Here is an 18,762-nt window from a genome sequence, read left to right as displayed (position 1 = left end):
AGCCGCCGGGACCGCCGGGACCGCCGGGACCGCCGGGACCGCCGGGACCGCCGGGACCGCCGGGACCGCCGGGACCGCCGGGACCGCCGGGACCGCCGGGGCGCCGGGCCCCCGGGGCCGCCCGATCCGCCGGGCCGCCGAGCCGCCCGGGCCGCCGGGACTGCCCGAGCCGCCAGGGCGTCCGGGCCGCCGAGCCTCCCGAGTCGTCGGGTCCGCCCGACCCGCAGGGCCGCCGAGACGCCCGTGTCACCGGCACCGCCCGATCCGCCGGGACCGCCGGCGGCTGCTGCTGGGTCTTCCGGGACTGCTGAGGCCCGTAGGGCTGGCCGTGGACGGCGGGTGGCTCGCTGACGGAGTTTCTCGCGGTCGGCCCGCCAGCGACACAGGCAGCACCTCGAGGCGTGACTCAGTCGTAGGTAGTCGACGACCTTGGTTGGTCGCGGTCGCCGGTCTGGCCGCTGTGTCGGTTCCAAGGCCCTGCTCACTGTCTGGGCATTCGTGTGGTCCCTGAACGCCAAGAGCCACTACAGCAGCGAGGCTTTCGGTATCGGACGGGTCGGCCCGTGCACCGGGCCAGGAGGGGCTGGAGAGCGCACCTTGGCCCGCACGGTCGTTCCGGGGTGGCGCGAGGGCTGGCGGGTGCCTGGCGCCGGGAATGGATCTTCCACGGATGGAGGAGTTTCACGTGAAACGCCAACCGTGGCTTCCGCCGAGCTAGAGCATTGGGAGGCCAGCGAAGGAGGTCGGCGAGGGGTGTTGTTGGGACTGCTGGCGTGTACATCGACCGCATCGGGAGTGCGTTCTGAGATCGGTGGGCGGCAGTATCCACAAGCTGTGCGTACAGGCTGTGTGGAACTGGGGGTTGGGTGTTTCACGTGAAACAACGCCGATGAACTGGGCGTTCTCCACTGCGGTATCCACAGGGGGTGCAGGCGTTCTACGTCGCGTTTCACGTGAAACTAGGCCGCCTGTGGATAACTCCTGTGGATAACGTGCACCGTGTTGTGGTGCCCACGGAATGTGATGGCGATCTTCGTTTCGCGGGCTGGCTGAACGGCTGAGGTCGGATCGGCGGCTTCGCTTGAAATTGACCCGGGACAGTGCCTGGCAGGCTGGGCTAGGGTCAGCGTCGTGCCCCAGAACACCCCTTCGCTCCCTGACTTCACGCGCTGGCCTTCGTTCCCGTTTGAGGGCGACATGCGCGTCAAGAAGCTCGCCGATCCAGTCGAGGTGGAGCCTCCGCGAAGCGGCGAGGATGCCGCCGACTGCGTTGCTTGCAACACCCCCGACGACGCGTACATCTGGGTGAGCGAGCGATGGCGCGTTCGCGGGATGGACCGGCCCACGGGGCTGCCGATGGTCCTCATTCTTGAGTGTCGTTCACACCTGGACATCGGCGACCTGCCGAACCTTCTGGCGGCCGAGCTCGGCGTGATGACCGTGCGGTTGGAGCGGGCGATCAGGACGCTCGACGGCGTGGCCCGGGTTCACGTGAATCGGTGGGGCGACGGGTCGGCGCACCTGCACATGTGGTTCCTGGCGCGGCCCTACGGGCAGCTGCAGCTGCGCGGGACGTTCCTGTCGCTCTGGGACGACATCCTTCCGGTCATCCCCGAGGAGCAGTGGCTCGAGAACCTGGCGCTCGTTGCTGCATGGCTTGCTGAGTTCGGCGGGCGGGCGATCGCCGAACCTCCCCACATCCACTGGCAGTCGCCATCCACGTTCAGCAACGAGCCAACGGCAGAGGCGGACACGACTGCGGCCACCGATGCCTGGCACGAAGGCGGCACCGCGGATCCCGAGTCGAACCTGCCGAGAGCGGGCTCTACTTCCAATGCCTTGGGCGCCGGCGGGTCCGGATCCGGCGACGAGCTGAGCGACTCCAGCGCCGCGGACGGTCGGGCTACCGGTGATCCAGGCAGCGGCGGACCTGGTCGCAGCGGGGTGACCGACGTAGCCGCGGAGACGCGGAACCTGTCGGCCTACACCGCACTGGCGACCGCCACGGCCACCTCTGCGAACGGGGTCGACGGACCGTCTGCGAACGGGGTCGGCGGACCGTCGCGGATGCCCAACGAAGAGGCTTCGGCCTTGGAGCCGGACACGAGCGAACTCGCAACTGGTGATCCCGCTGACGACGACCGTCACGGCCACCGGCCCGACGGCGCCGACTCAGTGGTGGAGAATCACGGCACCGATTCTGCCGGCTCCGGCGGCCAGACCACTCCCGTGAACGCTGACTCAGCCGGCACCGAATCTGCCGAGGTCGCATCTGTGGATGCAGGGTCAGGACGTGGCAACGACTCCTCGCCGACCACTGTCGCCGCCGGTTCTGGGAATGCTGAACCGCTCACGTCGTCACCCGCGGATGCCTCCTCCGACATCACCGGCGAGCTGGCCGGGTCTGCTTCGGACGGGCCAGAATCGGAAAGCGATGTCGCTCCGGATTCCCCCGCCGCCACGACCGCTGGCGAGTCGGCCGCGTCGGATGCGGCCGCAGACGCGGTCAGGGCCGGCGCGATTCCGCTGCAGTACCGGCCTACCGAGGATGCCGCTCGCAACGAACACGGAGGCGACGACCGGGAGACGGGAGCTGAAGGCTCTCGTTCTCAGGCCAACCAGACCGCCGCGACCGTCGCACCCGAGACCCGCTGAGTCGATTTCACAGCCGCCCGTCGGAATGGTGTTCTGCGCCGCGTAGCTGCACGGGCTGCACCGCGGGATCGGGTGACACCGTAAGCGCGCCCGGGGCCCAGGACTGAGTCGGTGACCCGGGGCCGTGACTCTGGACCCATGATCCGGTGGTGCGGCCCAGGGCTGTGGCGCGATGCCGTGGTCCCGGTTCGTGGCATTGGGATCGTGGCCCGAGGTGATTGCCTGAGGCGTGGCTCTCGGCGCCGTCAGCCGAGACGCTGGCTGCGGCGGTCTGCGGCAGTTGCCCAAGAAGATGGCTTTGAGCCGGTGCCAGCGGCGATAACCCGGTCCATGATCCGGGATGGTGGCCCACGGCGGTGACCGCAGCGGTCGCCTAATGCGGTGGCTCGGGATGGTGGAGCCTGGGCCGTGGCCGGTAGCGGTGGCCGGTGGCGGTAGCCCGAGGTCGAGGCCTGTAGCGGGTGGCCGGTGGCGGTGGCAGGTGGCGGTGACCCGACGCCATGGCCTGTGACGGGTGGCAGTGGCCAGTGGCGGTGGCCCGCGGCTGTGGCTGTGGTGGTGGCGGGGACGGGTGGAACCCGCGGACGTGGCTCCGACACTGCGGCCCGCTGTGGGTGGCCCGCGGCCCGGTGGCGGTGACCTGTGGGGGTGGTGGTGGTAGGCCAGGGCGTTGTCGGGTCATCACCCGTTCGGTGGCCGGGATTCCCAATGCGGCAAGTTGGCGGCTGCGCGGCGCAGGAAGCCAGCGCACCGTGCTGGTCTTTTCGTCCACGTGGAATTTCGGCCTAGGCCAGGCGGGTGCGGTCGTCGATGGCGGCTGGACGTATTCGTAGCCGACCCGGCGGCCGGCTTTGAGTTCGTTCTTGACGCGCTGGTGCTTGGCGCTGTCAGGGCCTTGGGACACGCCAGCCGTCGCCGTCGCGGATCCGGCCGATCTTCTTGACGTCGACATGCATCAGTTCGCCGGGCCCGGGGCGTTCGTAACGACGGATCAACTATTCGGTCGGGCTGTCGAGCCAGGCCTTGCCCTGTAGCCGATGCGCTATGCAGGGCCGGTCGGCCCGTCGCGCGGGAACAGGCGAGTTCCTGACCCCGTGCGCGCGCCCGGGCGGCCCTCCGCCACGACAAGCGTGAGAAGACCTCCGGTGAGGTAGAAGAGTCGCAACTCCCACCTCGCCGAAGGTCTTCTCAAGCCACCACGCCGTCAGAAAGCTCGAGGGCACTACCCCTAGCCGACTCCCCGCGCGCCGGCCCGTCCGACCAACGTCGCCAGCATCTTGCCGAAGTCGAGGCCCTCCGCCTGCACCGCCAGCGGCAGCAATGACGTCTCCGTCATCCCCGGAGAAACGTTCACCCCGAGCACATGCGGCCGCCCATCCGAGTCGACGATCAGATCAACCCGCGAAAGATCCCGAAGCCCAAGCGCCCCGTGTGCCGCCAACGCCGCCGCCGCGACCGCCTCGGCGACCGCAGGCGACAACCGCCCCGGCGCATGCCAGGTGGTCAGCCCCGCCGTGTACCGAGCCGCATAGTCGTAAACCCCGTCCCGCGGCACGATCTCCACCGCCGGCAACGCCTGCGGGCCCGAGCCGAGATCCACGACCGAGACCGCCACATCGGTACCCGGCACGAACCGCTCCACCAGCGCCGTCGAGTCGTACGCGAAGCAACCCACCATCGCCGCCGGCAGGTCGCTCGCCTCGTGCACCACCGCCGCGCCCAGACCGGAGCCGCCCTGCGCCGGCTTCACCATCAGCGGCAGCCCGAGTCGCTCCACGATCCGGTCCAGCACGGCGACCGCGCCCAGCTCCGAGAACCGGTCGTGCGGCAGCGCCACCCAGTCCGGCGTCGGGATGCCCGCCTCGCGGAGCATCGCCTTCGCCGACGGCTTGTCCCAGGCCAGCCGGGAGGCGCGGGCGCCGCTGCCCACGTACGGGATGCCGCAGAGGTCGAGCACCCCGCGCAGGGACCCGTCTTCGCCCGTCGCGCCGTGCAGGGCGATCACCACCGCGCTCGGCGGATCCGCCTGCAGGGCGGGGAGCAGCGACACGTCCGCGTCGCGGAGTTCCGCCGACAGGCCCGCGGCGCGCAGCGCGTCGAGCACCCGCCGGCCCGAGCGCAGCGACACGTCGCGTTCGTAGGACAGGCCACCGGCCAGGACCAGGACGTGCGTTTCGGAAGGCGTACCCATGGCGGTGATCATGCCAAGTCGGGGCCGGGTGCGTCGGCACCGGCGTGCCCACGACGGCGGTGGGTGGTGGTCGGTCCGAAGACCGCGCGCATCGCGAGCTCCTGCTCCATCACCCCGGCAAGCCTTCGTACGCCCTCACGGATCCGTTCCGGCGGCGGGAACGAGAAGTTGAGCCGGATGTGGCCGGTGCCCGTCCCGTCCGCGTAGAAGCCGGTGCCCGGCACGTAGGCGACGCGGGCCGCGATCGCGCGCGGCATCATCGCCTTCGAGTCCAGGCCCTCCGGGAGGGTGGCCCAGACGAACAGGCCGCCCTTCGGCCGCGTCCAGGTGGTGCCCGCCGGCATCAGGTCGCGTAGGCCCTCGAGTAGCGCGTCGCGGCGTTCCCGGTAGATCTCGCGGTAGGACTTGATCTGTTCGCGCCAGGGCATGGTCGACAGGTACTGGGTCACCGCGCCCTGTGCGAACGCGCTCGGGCACAGGATGTTCGCCTCGCTCGCGATGACCAGCTTTTCGCGTACGGCATGGGGGGCCAGGATCCAGCCGACCCGCAGGCCGGGGGCGAAGGTCTTGGAGAACGTGCTCACGTAGATGATGCCCTCGCGCCGGCGGGCGCGCAGCGGCCGCGGCGCCTCGCCCTCGAAGCCGAGCATTCCGTACGGGTCGTCCTCGACCACCAGCAGCCCGTGCCGCTCGCAGATGTCGAGGATCTCCTCGCGCCGGGCATCGGTCAGCGTGACGCCGGCCGGGTTCTGGTAGGTCGGGATCGTGTAGAGGAACTTGGCGCGGCCCGCGGCGGCGACCACGGCCGCCTCGAGTGCCGCCGGGATCAGGCCGTCGGCGTCCATTGCCACGTGCCGTACCTGTGCCTGGGCTGCCTGGAACACGCCGAGTGCGCCGACGTAGGTCGGCCCCTCGGCGAGCACCACGTCGCCCGGGTCGAGGAACAGCCGTGCCACCAGGTCGATGCCCTGCTGGCCGCCGACGGTCACGACCACGTCGTCGGGGGACGCACCGTTGGACGCGTCGATGCCGGACAGGCTCATTACTTCGCAGATGCGCTCGCGCAGCTCGATGGTGCCCTGGCCGATGCCGTACTGGAGGCTGGTCGTGCCGAGCTCGGACGCGAGCCGGCCCATCATGTCGCCGACCGCGTCCAGCGGCAGCGCCGCGATGTACGGCGATCCGCCGGCGAGCGACACCACCTCGGGGCGGCTGGCGACGGCGAAAAGGGCGCGGATCTCGGATGACGTCATGCCGCGGACCCGCCGCGCGTACCGTTCGGTGTAGTCGTCTTGAGTCGTGCCGGTCATGCGGCTTCACCTCGAAAGATCGTCGGACACATTGCGGTACATGCTAGGCGCCCGGCGCCTTCCCGTGCCTGTGGATAAGCACCGATGCGCTCCCGTTCAGGCCCATTGCGGCGTAGTATCCCTCCGGGGGCGCGGACGAGCATGTGAACAGGACCGTGCTTCGAGTCCGGAAAGTCCGCCGATCTTCAGGGGGTCCCGCATGTCGCGACGCCTCGTCAACCTGACCCTCGACACGCTCGAAGACCTGCCCCGGCCCTGCCGCCAGTGCGTCTACTGGGAGCTGGACCCGGTGTCCGCCGAGCGCGCGTGCGCGTCGGGTGATCCTGGTCTCGAGAAGGAGGCCTGGGTGTCGCAGACCCTCCTCGAATGGGGGTCATGCGGAAAGCTGGCATACGTCGACGGCATGCCCGCCGGTTTCGTGATGTACGCGCCTCCGGCCTACGTCCCGCGTTCGATGGCGTTTCCGACGTCTCCGGTCTCGGCCGACGCGGCGCTGCTGATGACCGCGCATGTGGTGGCGGCGTTCGCGGGCGGCGGTCTCGGCCGGATGCTGGTGCAGGGCGTCGCCCGCGATCTGACCAAGCGGGGCGTGAAGGCGATCGAGGCGTTCGGTGACGCGAAGTTCGGCGAGGCCGGCGAGGGCGAGGCGGAGGGCTGCGTCGCGCCGGTCGACTACTTCCTCTCGGTGGGCTTCAAGACGGTCCGGCCGCACCCGCGCTACCCGCGGCTGCGGCTGGAGTTGCGCACGGCGCTGTCGTGGAAGTCCGACGTCGAGTACGCGCTGGAGAAGCTCCTCGGCTCGATGAGCCCGGACACCCTGCTGCGCCCGGTCCGCCCGGCGGCCGCGACCACCTCGACGCCGAGCTGAGCCGGCGGGCGCACGCAGCGCCCGCCGCCGGTCAGGCGTTGCGCGAGGCGAGCGCCAGCCGCAGCTGCCGCACGTCGATCGAGCCGGTCGGCACGTCCGCCTCGACGGGGAAGTACATCCGCTGCACCGCGGCCAGGATCGCCTCGACGATCTGCTCACGGAAGGACGGATCGATCAGCCGCTCCCGGTCGACGGGCGAGGTCAGATAACCCAGATCCACGCGTACGGCGGGCATGCGCGTCAGGCGCAGCAGCTCCCACGTCTTGGAGTGGATGCGGCAGTCCCGCATCCCGGTGCGCACCACGATCTCGCGCTGCACCAGGTTGGCGAGCCGCTCGCCCACCGTCGACGTGACGCCGTTTCCGGTGCCGTAGTGGTAGCTGGCGACGCCGTCCGCCGTCGGCGTGTCCTGGCCGTCCAGGTGCAACGAGATGAGCAGGTCGGCGCCGAGGCTGTTGGCCAGCGCCGCCCGCTCCTGGCCGGTCATCGGCTGGGCCGGCGACGGGCCGCGGGTCAGGTGCACGCGCATGCCGGCGGCGAGCAGCCGGCCCTCGAGCCGGGTGGCGATGTCGAACGCCAGGTCGGCCTCGGTCCAGCGCAGCTGCCCGTCGGGCACGACGACGCCGAGGTCCTCCGCGCCGCCGTGGCCCGGGTCGATCACGATTGTCTTGCCGACCAGGCTGGATCCGGACTGGCGGAACGCCTCGGCCTCGCGCAGCCACTGCGGGCGGCCGCCGACGACCTTGCGGCCGAGCCGGCGCAGGCCCTTCATGGTCTGCGGGCCGCAGGAACCGTCGGGGGTGAGCCCGACCTCGCGCTGGAACTGCGCCACGGCCCGGGCCGTGCGCGGGCCGTAGATGCCGTCGGCGCGTCCGCTGTCGAAGCCCATCTCCAGGAGCCGCTCCTGCAGCGCCCGAACGTCCTCGCCGACCAGCGACGTCGGCACCGAGTGGTAGAGCGTGCGGGCGCCGAGCTTCCACCGCGCGCCGTCGAGCGCCTGCCACGTCTCCGAGCCGACCATGCCGTCGACGCCGATGCCGCGGCTCTGCTGGAAGGCGCGGACGGCGTTCTCGGTGGCCTCGTCGAAGTCCTCGCCGATCGCCGGAAGCAGTTCCAGGCCCACCAAGATCGACTGAATCTCCTCGACGGCCGGCCCGGTGTCTCCACGTCGGATCGAACGCACGGGCGGCTCCCTAACGACTGAGGGGAAGAGCAGACGGCAACCTCCGGAGCGTACTCCTCGGCGCCCGGATCGGCCGGTTGGCGAGGTACGCCCGGTGCGTGGGATCACGGTCGTGGCGACCGGGCCGTCACGCGGTTGAGCAATGCCCCGCATCCGGGTGGATGCGGGGCATAAGCACAGGTCAGAGCGCCGACTCGATGAAGTTCACCAGGGCGCCCTTCGGCTTGGCGCCGGCGACGGAGTTGACCGCCTCGCCGCCCTTGAACATGGTCAGCGTCGGCACGGACATCACCCGGTAGGCGCGGGCGGTCTCCGGGTTCTCGTCGATGTTGACCTTGACGATCTGCACCTTGTCGCCCATCTCGCTGGCGATCTCGGCGAGCAGCGGGTCGACCTTCTTACAAGGCGCGCACCACTCGGCCCAGAAGTCCACCAGCACCGGCTTGTCGGACTGCAGTACGTCTGTGACGAAGGTGGCGTCGGTGACCGCCTTGGTTGCTCCCACGGAAATCCTCCTGATTTACAGCTCTACGAACGAGGCGATGAAGCGTTCCGCGTCGAGCGCGGCGGCACAACCCGTGCCGGAGGCGGTAATGGCCTGGCGGTAGGTGTGGTCGACGAGGTCACCGGCGGCGAAGACGCCGGAGACGTTGGTACGGGTACCCGGGTGCTCGACCTTCACGTAGCCCTCGTCGTCGAGCGCGATCTGGCCCTTGAACAACTCGCTGCGCGGGTCGTGTCCGATGGCGACGAAGACGCCGGTGATGTCGAGCACCTTGGTCTCGCCGGTCTGCACGTTGCGGATCCGGGCGCCGGAGACCTTGCCGTCCTCGCCGAGGATCTCCTCGACGGTGCTGTTCCACTCGACCTTGATCTTCGGGTTGTGCAGCGCGCGCTGCGCCATCACCTTGCTGGCCCTGAACGAGTCGCGGCGGTGCACGATCGTCACGGTCTCGGCGAAGCGGGTGAGGAAGGTGGCCTCCTCCATCGCGGAGTCGCCGCCGCCCACCACGATGATGTGCTGGTTGCGGAAGAAGAAGCCGTCACAGGTGGCACACGACGAGACGCCGTGGCCGAGCAGCTCCTGCTCGCCGGGCACGCCGAGGGGGCGCCACGCGGAGCCGGTGGCGAGGATCACCGCGCGGGCGAAGTATTCGGTCTCGCCGACCCAGACGGTCTTGAGCGCCTCGGTGCCGGCCTCGGTCTGCTTGCCGGCCAGCTCGACGCGGGTCACGTCGTCGGTGATGAACTCGGCGCCGAAACGCTCGGCCTGCTTGCGCATGTTGTCCATGAGCTCGGGGCCCATGATGCCGTCCGGGTGACCCGGGAAGTTCTCCACCTCGGTGGTGGTCATCAGGGCGCCGCCGGACTGCACGCCCTCGATGACCAGCGGATTGAGGTTGGCCCGGGCCGCGTACAGCGCCGCGGTGTAACCGGACGGTCCCGAGCCGATGATGATCAGGTTTCGGACCTCGTCCACTGCCGACTCCTCAGTCTGGTTTCGCCGATCCACCGGCGACATCGCGTGCTGGAACGTCATCGTATGAGGGCGCATTCCCACCCGTCACGGCATGTGTGGGAGGGCATAGGTGGCCGACCTCACGGAGGGCCAAACAGCGTCTGTTCAGCCTACCTGCACGGAACCGAGCTTGTCGGCGCCGACTCCACGCGCGCCGCAGCCGGGACCCACCGCCCACACCCAACTGCCGCCCGGGGCGATGAACTGGATGATCACGGCCGGCGCGCCGTCGTAGCGCGCGAAGTCGATGGTCTGTGCGGTGATCGGTGCGAGGCCGCTCTGGTCGGCTATGGCGTCGAGGCAGGCGAGCAGCGCCGCCCGGCCCTGCAGTCGGCTCAGCGCGCCGGCCGTTTCGGACTTCGCCGCGGTGGTCGAGCCGCTGCTGCGCGCACCGCCGACCTTGTCGGTGTCCGACGCGAACGGCGCGTCCAGCTGGGCCACGCCCGCCTGGCCGAGCGTGGCCTGGCGATAGTCGCGGCCGGACTCGGTGAAAGGCACCGGCGGCACTCCGGGCACGGCCTGCTCAGCCGCGGACTGCGGCGCCCCCAGGTCCGCCGCCCGGTCCGCTGCCGATCCGGCGGACTGGGCGGTCTGCGAGTCCGTCGAGACGGCGAGCTGCTGAGCTCCGAAACCGGCGAACGCGAGCACCCCGGCGGCGATTCCGACACCGGCGGCTCCCCGCAGGCGGCGCGTCCACCTCCGGCGGGCATCAAACGGTACGGCGACCGGACGCTGATCGGGAGCGGCCCCGTCGCCCGCGTCCGTGCCACGACCGGCGGGGCGGTCGCGGGCCGTGCCGATCGCGATGACCTGCGCGCCGCCGGGGCCGTCGGCCGATTCGTGCCCGGAGTCCTGCGCGCTGTCGGCGGAGCCGGTGCCGGCGTCCGGCAGGGAGCTCCGCGCCGTCGAGGCCTCGAGCAGGGCGGCGTCGAGCCGGGCGACGATGTCGGCGGGCATCGGCTCGGGCGCCGATCCGAGCGCCCGGAGCTCCGTGCCGACGGCCGCGACGCCGTCGTGGAGCAGGGCGTACGCGTCGCGCCAGGAGGGGTCTTCGGCGATCAGCGCGGCGACCACGGCCTCGTCGGGGGTGCCGTCCAGGGCGCCGCCGACGTAGTCGGCCAGCAGGTCGACATCGACCCCGCTGAACTCTGCCCCGGTCACTGCTGGTCCCCTCTGTCAGGCGCGGACGGGTGCTGCGCTGCCGCTCCCGACCCGGATGGGACGCGCCCGGTGGCCGCCCGGTTCCCGGCGTGACCACCGTCTCCCCGGCCCGGCGACTTGTCGGAGCCGGTGCGCAGGTGGCCCAGGGAAAGTGCCATCCGGGCGCGGCCGCGGGCGCAGCGGCTCTTGATCGTGCCCTCGGCCACTCCGAGGATCTCGGCCGCCTCGAGCACCGGGTAGCCCTGCACGTCCACGAGCACCAGCGCCGCGCGCTGCTCGACCGGCAGCGCCGCCAGGGCCGCGCGCACGACCAGGGCCGTGTCGTGATCCTGCGCCGGCGCGGCCGGCTCCGGTCCGCCCGCGCCGCCGTCGTCGGTGTGCCGGCCGTCGGGCAGCGGGACCGTCGGGTGGGCCTGGCGGCGGCGGATCCGGTCGAGGCAGGCGTTCACCACGATGCGGTGCAACCAGGTCGTGACCGCCGAGTCGCCGCGGAACCGGGCCGCGCCGCGGTGCGCCGACAACAGCGCGTCCTGCACCGCGTCGGCGGCCTCCTCGCGGTCGCCGATGGTCCGCAGCGCCACCGCCCAGAGGCGGTCGCGGTGCCGGCGGACCAGCTCGTTGAACGCCTGCGGGTCACCGTCGACGTGCGCGCGCAGCAGCTCCGCGTCGGTCCGCTCGGGCCTGCCGGCCGGACCGGTCGCGTCGGGGAGCGCGTCGCCGGGGGTCACGCCAGCAATCTAGCCGAGAGGTGCGACAGGCCGTTGAGCGCGCTGTCAGTTGCCGTAGACCTCGACCTGGCCGATCTCGGCGCGGTACTTGCCGTCGCTGTCGCGCGGCAGCTCCGTGATGAAGACCATGATGTACTGGTATTTCTGGGTCTCATCGAAGACCGGGAACACCACGTTGGTGCCCTTGGTCTTCTCCGTGTCGCCGTCGCCCAGCTTCTTGTAGGTCTTGACGATCTGGTCGTCGCCATTGGAGTTGTTACCCGGATCGCTGGAACCGGTCCGGATGTCCATCGCGATGCCGGGCTGTGAGGTCTCGACCCGCACGTCGGTCACCGTGCGCGGGGTGCCGAGGTTGATCAGCAGACCCATGCCGGGCTTGTTGTAGATCTTCGCCTCGTTGAAGCCCGAGGTACGCCAGACGGTGTCCTCGTCGCCGTCGACGGTGAAGGCGGCCTCGCCCTCGTCGGTGCGGTCGCCGTTCGGCGGGTCGACGATGCGGACCATGTCGGCGGTCAGCGGGATCTTCGTCGGCGCCGCGGCCGGTGGCTCGTTCTCCGTGCCGCTGTCGCCGGTGTCGCCGGCCGTGTCCGGTGGCGTGTTGCCGGCCTGGGTGGTCGCCGGCGGCTTGCCGGAGCCCGAGTCGCTGATCGCCTTGATGCCGAAGATGAGGCCGATCAACGCGATGACGGCGAGCGCGCCGACCCCGATCATGATCTTGCGGGTGCTGCGCACCGGCTCGGCCGAGGTGCCCTGCGCGAACCGCAGCGGCCCGACGTCCTCGTAGTCGTCGTCGGCGGAGTCCAGGCGGGCCAGCTCGGCGGCGAGCGCGTCGGCCTCGGGGGCCACCACCCGCTTGTCGAGCAGGTCCATCGTCAGGTCGTCGAGGTACGCCGGGACGCCGGCGCGGATCTGCCGGGGCGTGGCGAGCACACCGTTGGCGTCGCGCATGGCGTCGGGCAGCCGGGAGCGGCCGATCTCGGTGTGCGGCCAGTGGCCGGTCAGCGAGTAGTAGAGGACGCCGCCGACGGCGCGCACGTCGTTCTCGGTGCTGTCGGCGGAGTCGGCACGCGCGTCGGCGAGCACGACGCGGCCGTCGTCGCCGATCAGCGTGGTGCCGGGGTGCACGTTTCCGTGGACCATGCCGGTGGCGTGCACCGCGGCCAGCGCGTCGGCGATGGAGTGCGCGATCGACGTGGCGCGGGCCGGATCCAGCGGACCCTCCTGCCCGACGAGGTCACGCAGCGCCTCGCCGTCGACCCACTCCCGGACGACATAGGCCCGGTCGCCCTCGTCGATCGCGTCGTAGACGCCGACCAGGTTGGGGTGGATGACGCGGCTGGCGTCGACCGCCGCCTGCAGCATCTCGGCCGCGGAGTCGCCGCCGGGGTGCCGGAGCACGACGGCGACGGGTCGCCGCAGGATCACGTCTATGCCGCGCCAGACCTGCCGGCCCGCGCTGTCGTTGTTGACGTGTTCCTCGAGCTGGTACCGCTCGGCCAGGATCTCACCGACGGTGGGGGCACCGAAGGTCATGACCGGTCCGGCCTCATCGGCCGCGGTCTCGTGGCCTTCGCCGACCTGGGTCACCCGTCCTCCCTCGGTGGGTCCGCACGTGTCGCTCACGACCTTACCCGCACCGGGCCAGCGGCCCACAGGTCATCCCCTGGTGCCGTACCCGTCCGGGGCCGCTCGCCAGCAGCGTTTCCGCCGCTCGGTGGCCGAAAAGTACCTGATCAGAGAATTATCCACAGGTTTTCCACAAGGTTTAGCGGCCGAGTTTGCGCCGCACCATCCCGACCACCTGGCTGACCTCGTGAACCCGCAGCAGCGCCGCTGTTCCGAGGTACACCAGCATGATCACGGTACCGCCGACGACGACCTGTAGCGCCGCTGTCAATCGCCCGGGAGTGTCGCCGCCGGGCAGCAGGAACACGACGAGCAGGCCGGCACCGGTCGCGACCGCCGCGGCGACCAGCACCTTCAGCAGCGCCTTCGCGACGGAACCGAGGTTCAGCCGGCCGATCCGGCGGCGCAGCACGACGAGCGAGATCAACGCCGAGAGCAGGTAGGAGATCGCGTTCGCGGCGGTCATGCCGGCCGCGGCCAGGGACTCGAGGAGCAGCTCGGCGAGGACGACGTAGCCGGCGATGCGCAGGAGCACGACCGGGATATTGATCAGCGCGACCGTCTTGTTGCCCTGCAGCGCATAGAAGGCATAGGTGCACAGATAGCTGATCGAGAGCGGGATCACCGCGAAGGCGGCGACGGTCAGCACGGTGCCGGTGGCGAACGCGTCCTGATCGGTGAAGGCGCCGCCCTGGAAGAGCGAGACCGCGATGGGCACGCCGAGCACGCCGTACGCGACGGCGATCGGGGCCAGGGCCGTCGTGGTGAGCCGGATACCGCGGCTCAGGTCGGCGCTCACGTCGGCGTACCGGCCGTCGGCGGCGGCGGAGCTCATCTTGGGCAGCAGCGCGGTCATCACCGAGACGCCGATGATGCCGTGGGCCATCATCGTCAGCAGGTAGACGTTGTTGAATGCCAGCACGCTGGCGTTGTTGCCGCCCGAGACGGCGCTGAGCTTGCGGACCACGACGAAGACCGCCAGCTGGTTGGCGCCGACGTAGCAGAGCATCCAGCCGGCGAGCCGGCCGATCTCGCCGAGGCCGAGCGAGCGCGGGGACCACCGCCAGCGCCAGGCGAAGCCGACCCTGCGCAGCGCCGGTAGCAGGCCGACGGCCTGCGCGACCATGCCGAGCAGCGTGCCGCCGGCGATCAGGATGATCCGGCCGGGCGTCATGTCCTCGGGCTGGAGGTCCTTCGCGTTGCCGAAGACCACGATGAAGACGCCGCAGGTGGCGATCACCACGAGGTTGTTCAGGATCGGCGCCCACATCGGCGCGGCGAAGTGCCCGCGCACGTTGAGCACCGCGCCGATCATCGCGGACACGCCGGTGAAGAAGATGATCGGCAGGATCAGGTACGCGAACGAGGTGACCAGATCCCGGTAAGCCTCGGTGCTCTTGTTGCTCGCCTGGATCGCGGTGATCCACGGCGCCGCGGCAACGACCAGCGCCGTCGCGATGCCGAGCGCGACGACCGCGAACGTCAGCAGCCGCTGGGTGAAGAGCTGGCCGCCGTCGGGGTCCTCCTTGCGCCGCCGCACCAGCAGCGGGATCAGGACGCTGGAGAGGATCCCGCCGAGCAGCAGCTCGTAGATCTGGCCCGGCAGGAACTGTGCGCTGGTGTACGGGTCGCCGATGGCGGTGCCCAGCGTCATGCCGATCAGCATGTTTCGGACGAAGCCGATCAACCGGCTGACCATGCTGCCGGCGGCCATGATCGCGCTGTTGCCCGCGGTGCTGCCGCCCTCGGTGCCGCCGCCGGTCGGCGGGACGTCCTCCGGCGGCAACGCCTGGTCGCCGGCCGCGGTCGTGCCGGGGGTGCCGTCGACCGAGATCAGGATCGCGCCGTCGGACCGCTCGGGGTCACCGTCGCTCGCAGAGTGCGCGCTGCGGTACAGGCCGCCGTTCACCAAAGCCTCCCCGGGGGTGCGGATACAGACGTCACCCTAGCCAGGCCGTGCCTGGGGTGCCGTCCGACCATGATCCACCTCGCGGCACGTCTCAGGAATGCCTGCGCCGCAGGCTGCCGGGCACCGCGCCGGCCAGCGTCTCCACCATCCAGCACGCCTCGGCCTCCACGATCGGCTCGCTCAGCGCGTCCAGCACGGTCGGGTGGTCGCAGCCCGCCTCGGTCAGCACCCCGAGCAGATCCTTGACCGGGCCCAGGTCGCCGGTGTCCGCCATCCGGCGCGCCAGCGGGCGTACCTGGGCGTACCACCGCTCCTCGGGGAGGCGGGACAGTCGCTGCGCTGCCCGCCGTACCAGCTCGGCCAGGTCCTCGTGCGGGAAGCGGGAGCCGCCGCGGACCTCGAGCCGCACGGCCGCCGGGGCGGTGTAGGCCGCGATCGCGGCCTCGTCGATCACCTGGGGTGACGGCGCCGGCGGCCGCGGCCACCAGTCGTCGGCCGCGAAGAGCGGCAGGGGCGCCTGCTCGGGACCGCCGGCCGCGACCGGGTGCACCTCCCGGCGCAGCGAGCGGTACGCGGCCTCGCGCACGGCCGCGACCGCGTCACCGTCGTCGTCGGGGGTGGCCGGCGCGAACGGGGACAGCAACGCCACGACCAGGCCGGGGTGCGGCAGCGTCGGGTCCTCCAGGGCGATCACCCGGGCGCAGAGCTCGAGTTCGTGCCAGAGCAGCGCGGCCGGCGCGGGCGCGCCGGGGTCGGCCCGGCCGAGCTGCACCGGCTCGCTGCTCGACGGCGTGCGCAGGCCGAGGGTCCGCTCGCCGGAGACCAGATCGATGTCGAGCACGAGGCCGTAGCCGCCGGTGACCGGCAGCCCGACCCGGACCTCGGCGTGCTCGGGGTCGGGGTACGCGCCGTCGTTCACGAACAGGAAGGACCAGAACCGCGGGTCCTCGCTGAGGCGATGCAGCGCCTCGGAAACGGGCACGCTGACCATCCTGCCCGCTGCGCTCGCGGACCGCCACGACCGATACCCTGGTCGTCCCATGTCTGAGTTGACTAAAGCCCAACGCAACGCCGTCGCGGAGTTGCTACGGGTCTCACCCGTCGCCGACGAGCTGGGGCGCCGTTTCGGCGCCGCCGGCCATGAGCTGCACCTCGTCGGCGGATCGGTGCGAGACGCTCTGCTCGGACGGCTCGGCGACGACCTCGACTTCTGCACCGATGCCCGGCCGGAGCAGACGCTCGCGCTGGTCAAGGGCTGGGCGGACGGGGTCTGGGAGACCGGCCGGGACTTCGGCACGATCGGGATACAGAAGAACGGCCTGCGGCTGGAGATCACCACGTTCCGGGCCGAGGCCTACGACGGGCTGAGCCGCAATCCGGTCGTGCGCTACGGCGACAACCTGCTGGATGACCTGCGCCGCCGGGACTTCACGATCAACTCGATGGCGGTCAGCCTGCCCGGCCACGACTTCACGGACCCGTTCGGGGGCCTGGACGACCTGGCCGCCGGGATCATCAGGACACCGGACTCGCCCGCGCTCTCCTTCGGCGACGACCCGCTGCGCATGCTGCGCGCGGCCCGCTTCGCTGCCAAGCTGCGATTCACAGTGGACAAGCCGGTCGTCGAGGCGATGACCGAGATGGCCGCGGACCTCGACCGGATCACCGCCGAGCGGGTACGCGACGAGTTCACCAAGCTGCTCTGCGGGCTCGATCCGATCGCCGGGCTGCGACTGCTGGTCGACACCGGGCTGGCCGACCGGTTCATCCCGGAGATCTCCGGCCTCAAGCTGGAGATCGACGAGCACGCCCAGCACAAGGACGTCTACGAGCACACCCTGATCGTGGTCTCCAACGCCGTCCGGCTCGAGGGCGACACCGGACCGGACTTCGTGCTGCGGATGGCCGCGCTGATGCACGACGTCGGCAAGCCCGCGACCAAGGCGGTCGGCCGCGACGGCCGGGTCAGCTTCCACCACCACGAGGTGGTCGGCGCCCGGCTCACCCGCCAGCGGATGAAGGCCATGCGGTTCCCCAAGGACGTCACGTCCGAGGTGGTGGACCTGGTCGCGCTGCACCTGCGCTTCTACGGCTACGGCCGCGGCGAGTGGACCGACTCGGCGGTGCGCCGCTACGTCACCGACGCGGGTGAGCTGCTCCCCCGCCTGCACAAGCTGACGCGCTCCGACTGCACGACGCGCAACCGGCGCAAGGCGGCGGCCCTGTCGGCCGACTACGACGCGCTCGAGGAGCGGATCGCCCGGATCGAGGCCGAGGAGGACCTGGCGCGGGTCCGGCCCGACCTGGACGGCAACGCGATCATGGAGCTGCTCGGCGTGCCGCCCGGCCCGGTGGTCGGCCAGGCCTGGCGCCACCTCAAGGAGCTGCGCCTGGACCGCGGGCCGCTGGACCGCGACGAGGCGGAGGCCGAGCTCTGGCGCTGGGCGCGGGAGCACGGCCACATCTCCTGACTGTCGTACGCACGCGGCAGAATCGGAGTCATGCAGCTGCTCGTGGAGTCACCCATCGGACCGCTCGGCGTCAGGGTCGACGGCGACACCGTGATCGGGGTGCGGTTCGGCGCCAGTCACGGCGAGCCGGGCGAGCACCCGGCCGCCGAGCAGCTGGCCGCCTACTTCGCCGGCTCGCTCACCGACTTCACCGTGCCGTTCGAGCTGCGCGGCGGGTCCGACTTCGAGCGGGCTGTGTGGGGCGAGATCGCCCGAATTCCGTACGGCGAGATGCTGACGTACGGCGCGATCGCCACCGCACTGGGCGAGCCGGGCGCGGCCCGTGCCGTGGGGACGGCGTGCAATCACAACCCGGTGCCGGTGATCGTCCCGTGCCACCGGGTGGTCGGCGCGGGCGGCAAGATGGTCGGCTTCGGCGGCGGGCTGCCGCGCAAGCGGCACCTGCTTGAGCTCGAGGCCCGGGTCGCATTGGAACGCGCCTGGGGCGCATAGGGATGCCATGATCGCGGACATGCCTGACACGGAAGATGAACTCGTCGCCTTCGAACGGCTCCTGGCCTCCTGGCGGAGTCACCGAGCGCCTGTCGCGGACCACCTGAGTCCGGGTTTGGGCGACGGGGAGCTGGACGCGGTCGAGAGGTCGACCGGCCTGGTGTTGCCGCTGGAGATGCGTCGATGGTGGGGATGGCACGACGGGGTGCGGCGTCGTGTCCCCGGTTCCCGGCTGGGGCCGGAAAGCCGGCTGGGCGTCGCGTGGGACTTCCTCTCGCTGTCCGAGGCGCTGCAGGCCAGGGCCCGGCTGATCGAACTGACCGAGGAGTTCGTGGAGGACGACGAGGTCCGCTGGCTGCCCGAGTGGCTGCCGGTCGTGTCCTATGACAGCAGCTATCTCTTTGTCGCCTGCGCGGCACCGCGGGCCGATCGCTCGGAGGTGCGCCGCTGGGACCGGGAACCGGATGATCCATACACTGTCCGGGCGTCGTCCTGGACCGATGCGGTGACGGTTTTCGCCGATCTGCTGGAGAGCGGCGACTACACCTACTCGACCGAGACGGAACGCTGGGACGGACCCGAGCGTCCGTCCCCCGATGCCCACGTGCGAGCCCTTGCGTGAGGGCCGGTCGGCCGGAAGGAGATCCGG

General features: G+C 71.1%; 14 protein-coding genes and 1 pseudogene. 5 read left to right on the top strand and 10 right to left on the bottom strand.

Translation table 11 applies throughout. The features are described 5' to 3' along the window. Nucleotides 1-1,197 precede the first annotated feature (1,197 nt). Nucleotides 1,198-1,720: pseudogene (locus ACIBSW_RS36530) on the top strand (hypothetical protein); the annotation flags it as partial. A 2,163-nt stretch (nt 1,721-3,883) separates the two neighbouring features. Here the strand turns inward: ACIBSW_RS36530 and ACIBSW_RS36525 are convergent. After that, nucleotides 3,884-4,846, bottom strand: coding sequence for a D-alanine--D-alanine ligase (locus ACIBSW_RS36525; RefSeq protein WP_354726329.1), 963 nt, complete (start codon nt 4,844-4,846; stop codon nt 3,884-3,886). An 8-nt stretch (nt 4,847-4,854) separates the two neighbouring features. Then, nucleotides 4,855-6,156 carry a PLP-dependent aminotransferase family protein gene (locus tag ACIBSW_RS36520; protein WP_354726331.1) on the bottom strand — a complete coding sequence of 434 codons (1,302 nt, stop codon included), beginning with the start codon at nt 6,154-6,156 and terminating at the stop codon, nt 4,855-4,857. Nucleotides 6,157-6,355: 199 nt separating this feature from the next. Between ACIBSW_RS36520 and ACIBSW_RS36515 the strand changes: the two genes are divergently transcribed. Further along, on the top strand, nt 6,356-7,024 hold the full coding sequence (locus ACIBSW_RS36515; protein ID WP_184998322.1) for a GNAT family N-acetyltransferase: 669 nt from the start codon (nt 6,356-6,358) through the stop codon (nt 7,022-7,024). 31 nt (nt 7,025-7,055) lie between these two features. Here ACIBSW_RS36515 and ACIBSW_RS36510 read toward each other — a convergent pair whose 3' ends face one another. The 8 genes from ACIBSW_RS36510 to ACIBSW_RS36475 all read right to left on the bottom strand — a co-directional run bounded on the left by ACIBSW_RS36510 (nt 7,056) and on the right by ACIBSW_RS36475 (nt 16,141). Beyond that, nucleotides 7,056-8,207 carry an N-acetylmuramoyl-L-alanine amidase gene (locus ACIBSW_RS36510; RefSeq protein WP_354726333.1) on the bottom strand — a complete coding sequence of 384 codons (1,152 nt, stop codon included), beginning with the start codon at nt 8,205-8,207 and terminating at the stop codon, nt 7,056-7,058. 181 nt (nt 8,208-8,388) lie between these two features. After that, nucleotides 8,389-8,712, bottom strand: a complete 324-nt coding sequence (gene trxA, locus ACIBSW_RS36505) for a thioredoxin (RefSeq protein WP_354726335.1) — start codon at nt 8,710-8,712, stop codon at nt 8,389-8,391. A 15-nt stretch (nt 8,713-8,727) separates the two neighbouring features. Then, entirely contained in the window at nt 8,728-9,687 is a 960-nt protein-coding gene (gene trxB / locus ACIBSW_RS36500; protein ID WP_354726337.1) for a thioredoxin-disulfide reductase, read from the bottom strand. A gap of 144 nt (nt 9,688-9,831) precedes the next feature. Next, a complete protein-coding gene (locus tag ACIBSW_RS36495; protein ID WP_354726339.1) occupies nt 9,832-10,887 on the bottom strand; it encodes a hypothetical protein in 1,056 nt (351 codons plus the stop codon). Beyond that, a complete protein-coding gene (sigM, locus tag ACIBSW_RS36490; protein ID WP_354726341.1) occupies nt 10,884-11,615 on the bottom strand; it encodes an RNA polymerase sigma factor SigM in 732 nt (243 codons plus the stop codon). The genes ACIBSW_RS36495 and sigM overlap by 4 nt, the downstream gene beginning before the upstream one ends. Before the next feature lie 45 nt (nt 11,616-11,660). After that, a complete protein-coding gene (locus ACIBSW_RS36485) occupies nt 11,661-13,202 on the bottom strand; it encodes a protein kinase family protein (RefSeq protein WP_354726343.1) in 1,542 nt (513 codons plus the stop codon). A 178-nt stretch (nt 13,203-13,380) separates the two neighbouring features. Further along, the gene (gene murJ / locus ACIBSW_RS36480) at nt 13,381-15,150 is read right to left on the bottom strand and encodes a murein biosynthesis integral membrane protein MurJ (RefSeq protein WP_354726345.1); all 1,770 of its coding nucleotides are present in this window, start codon (nt 15,148-15,150) and stop codon (nt 13,381-13,383) included. 91 nt (nt 15,151-15,241) lie between these two features. Beyond that, the gene (locus ACIBSW_RS36475) at nt 15,242-16,141 is read right to left on the bottom strand and encodes a hypothetical protein (RefSeq protein ID WP_354726347.1); all 900 of its coding nucleotides are present in this window, start codon (nt 16,139-16,141) and stop codon (nt 15,242-15,244) included. A gap of 49 nt (nt 16,142-16,190) precedes the next feature. On the opposite strand from ACIBSW_RS36475, the gene ACIBSW_RS36470 reads away from it, so the two are divergent. From ACIBSW_RS36470 to ACIBSW_RS36460, 3 genes are read left to right on the top strand one after another with little or no spacing between them, the layout of a single operon-like run. Then, on the top strand, nt 16,191-17,621 hold the full coding sequence (locus ACIBSW_RS36470) for a CCA tRNA nucleotidyltransferase (protein WP_354726349.1): 1,431 nt from the start codon (nt 16,191-16,193) through the stop codon (nt 17,619-17,621). 30 nt (nt 17,622-17,651) lie between these two features. Beyond that, nucleotides 17,652-18,113, top strand: a complete 462-nt coding sequence (locus ACIBSW_RS36465) for a methylated-DNA--[protein]-cysteine S-methyltransferase (protein ID WP_354726351.1) — start codon at nt 17,652-17,654, stop codon at nt 18,111-18,113. A 19-nt stretch (nt 18,114-18,132) separates the two neighbouring features. Further along, the gene (locus ACIBSW_RS36460; protein WP_354726353.1) at nt 18,133-18,735 is read left to right on the top strand and encodes an SMI1/KNR4 family protein; all 603 of its coding nucleotides are present in this window, start codon (nt 18,133-18,135) and stop codon (nt 18,733-18,735) included. The last annotated feature ends 27 nt before the right edge of the window (nt 18,736-18,762 follow it).

Source organism: Actinoplanes sp. NPDC049668, from assembly GCF_044465445.1.
GTDB lineage: Bacteria > Actinomycetota > Actinomycetes > Mycobacteriales > Micromonosporaceae > Actinoplanes.
This window is presented reverse-complemented; position numbering and strand designations above follow the sequence as displayed.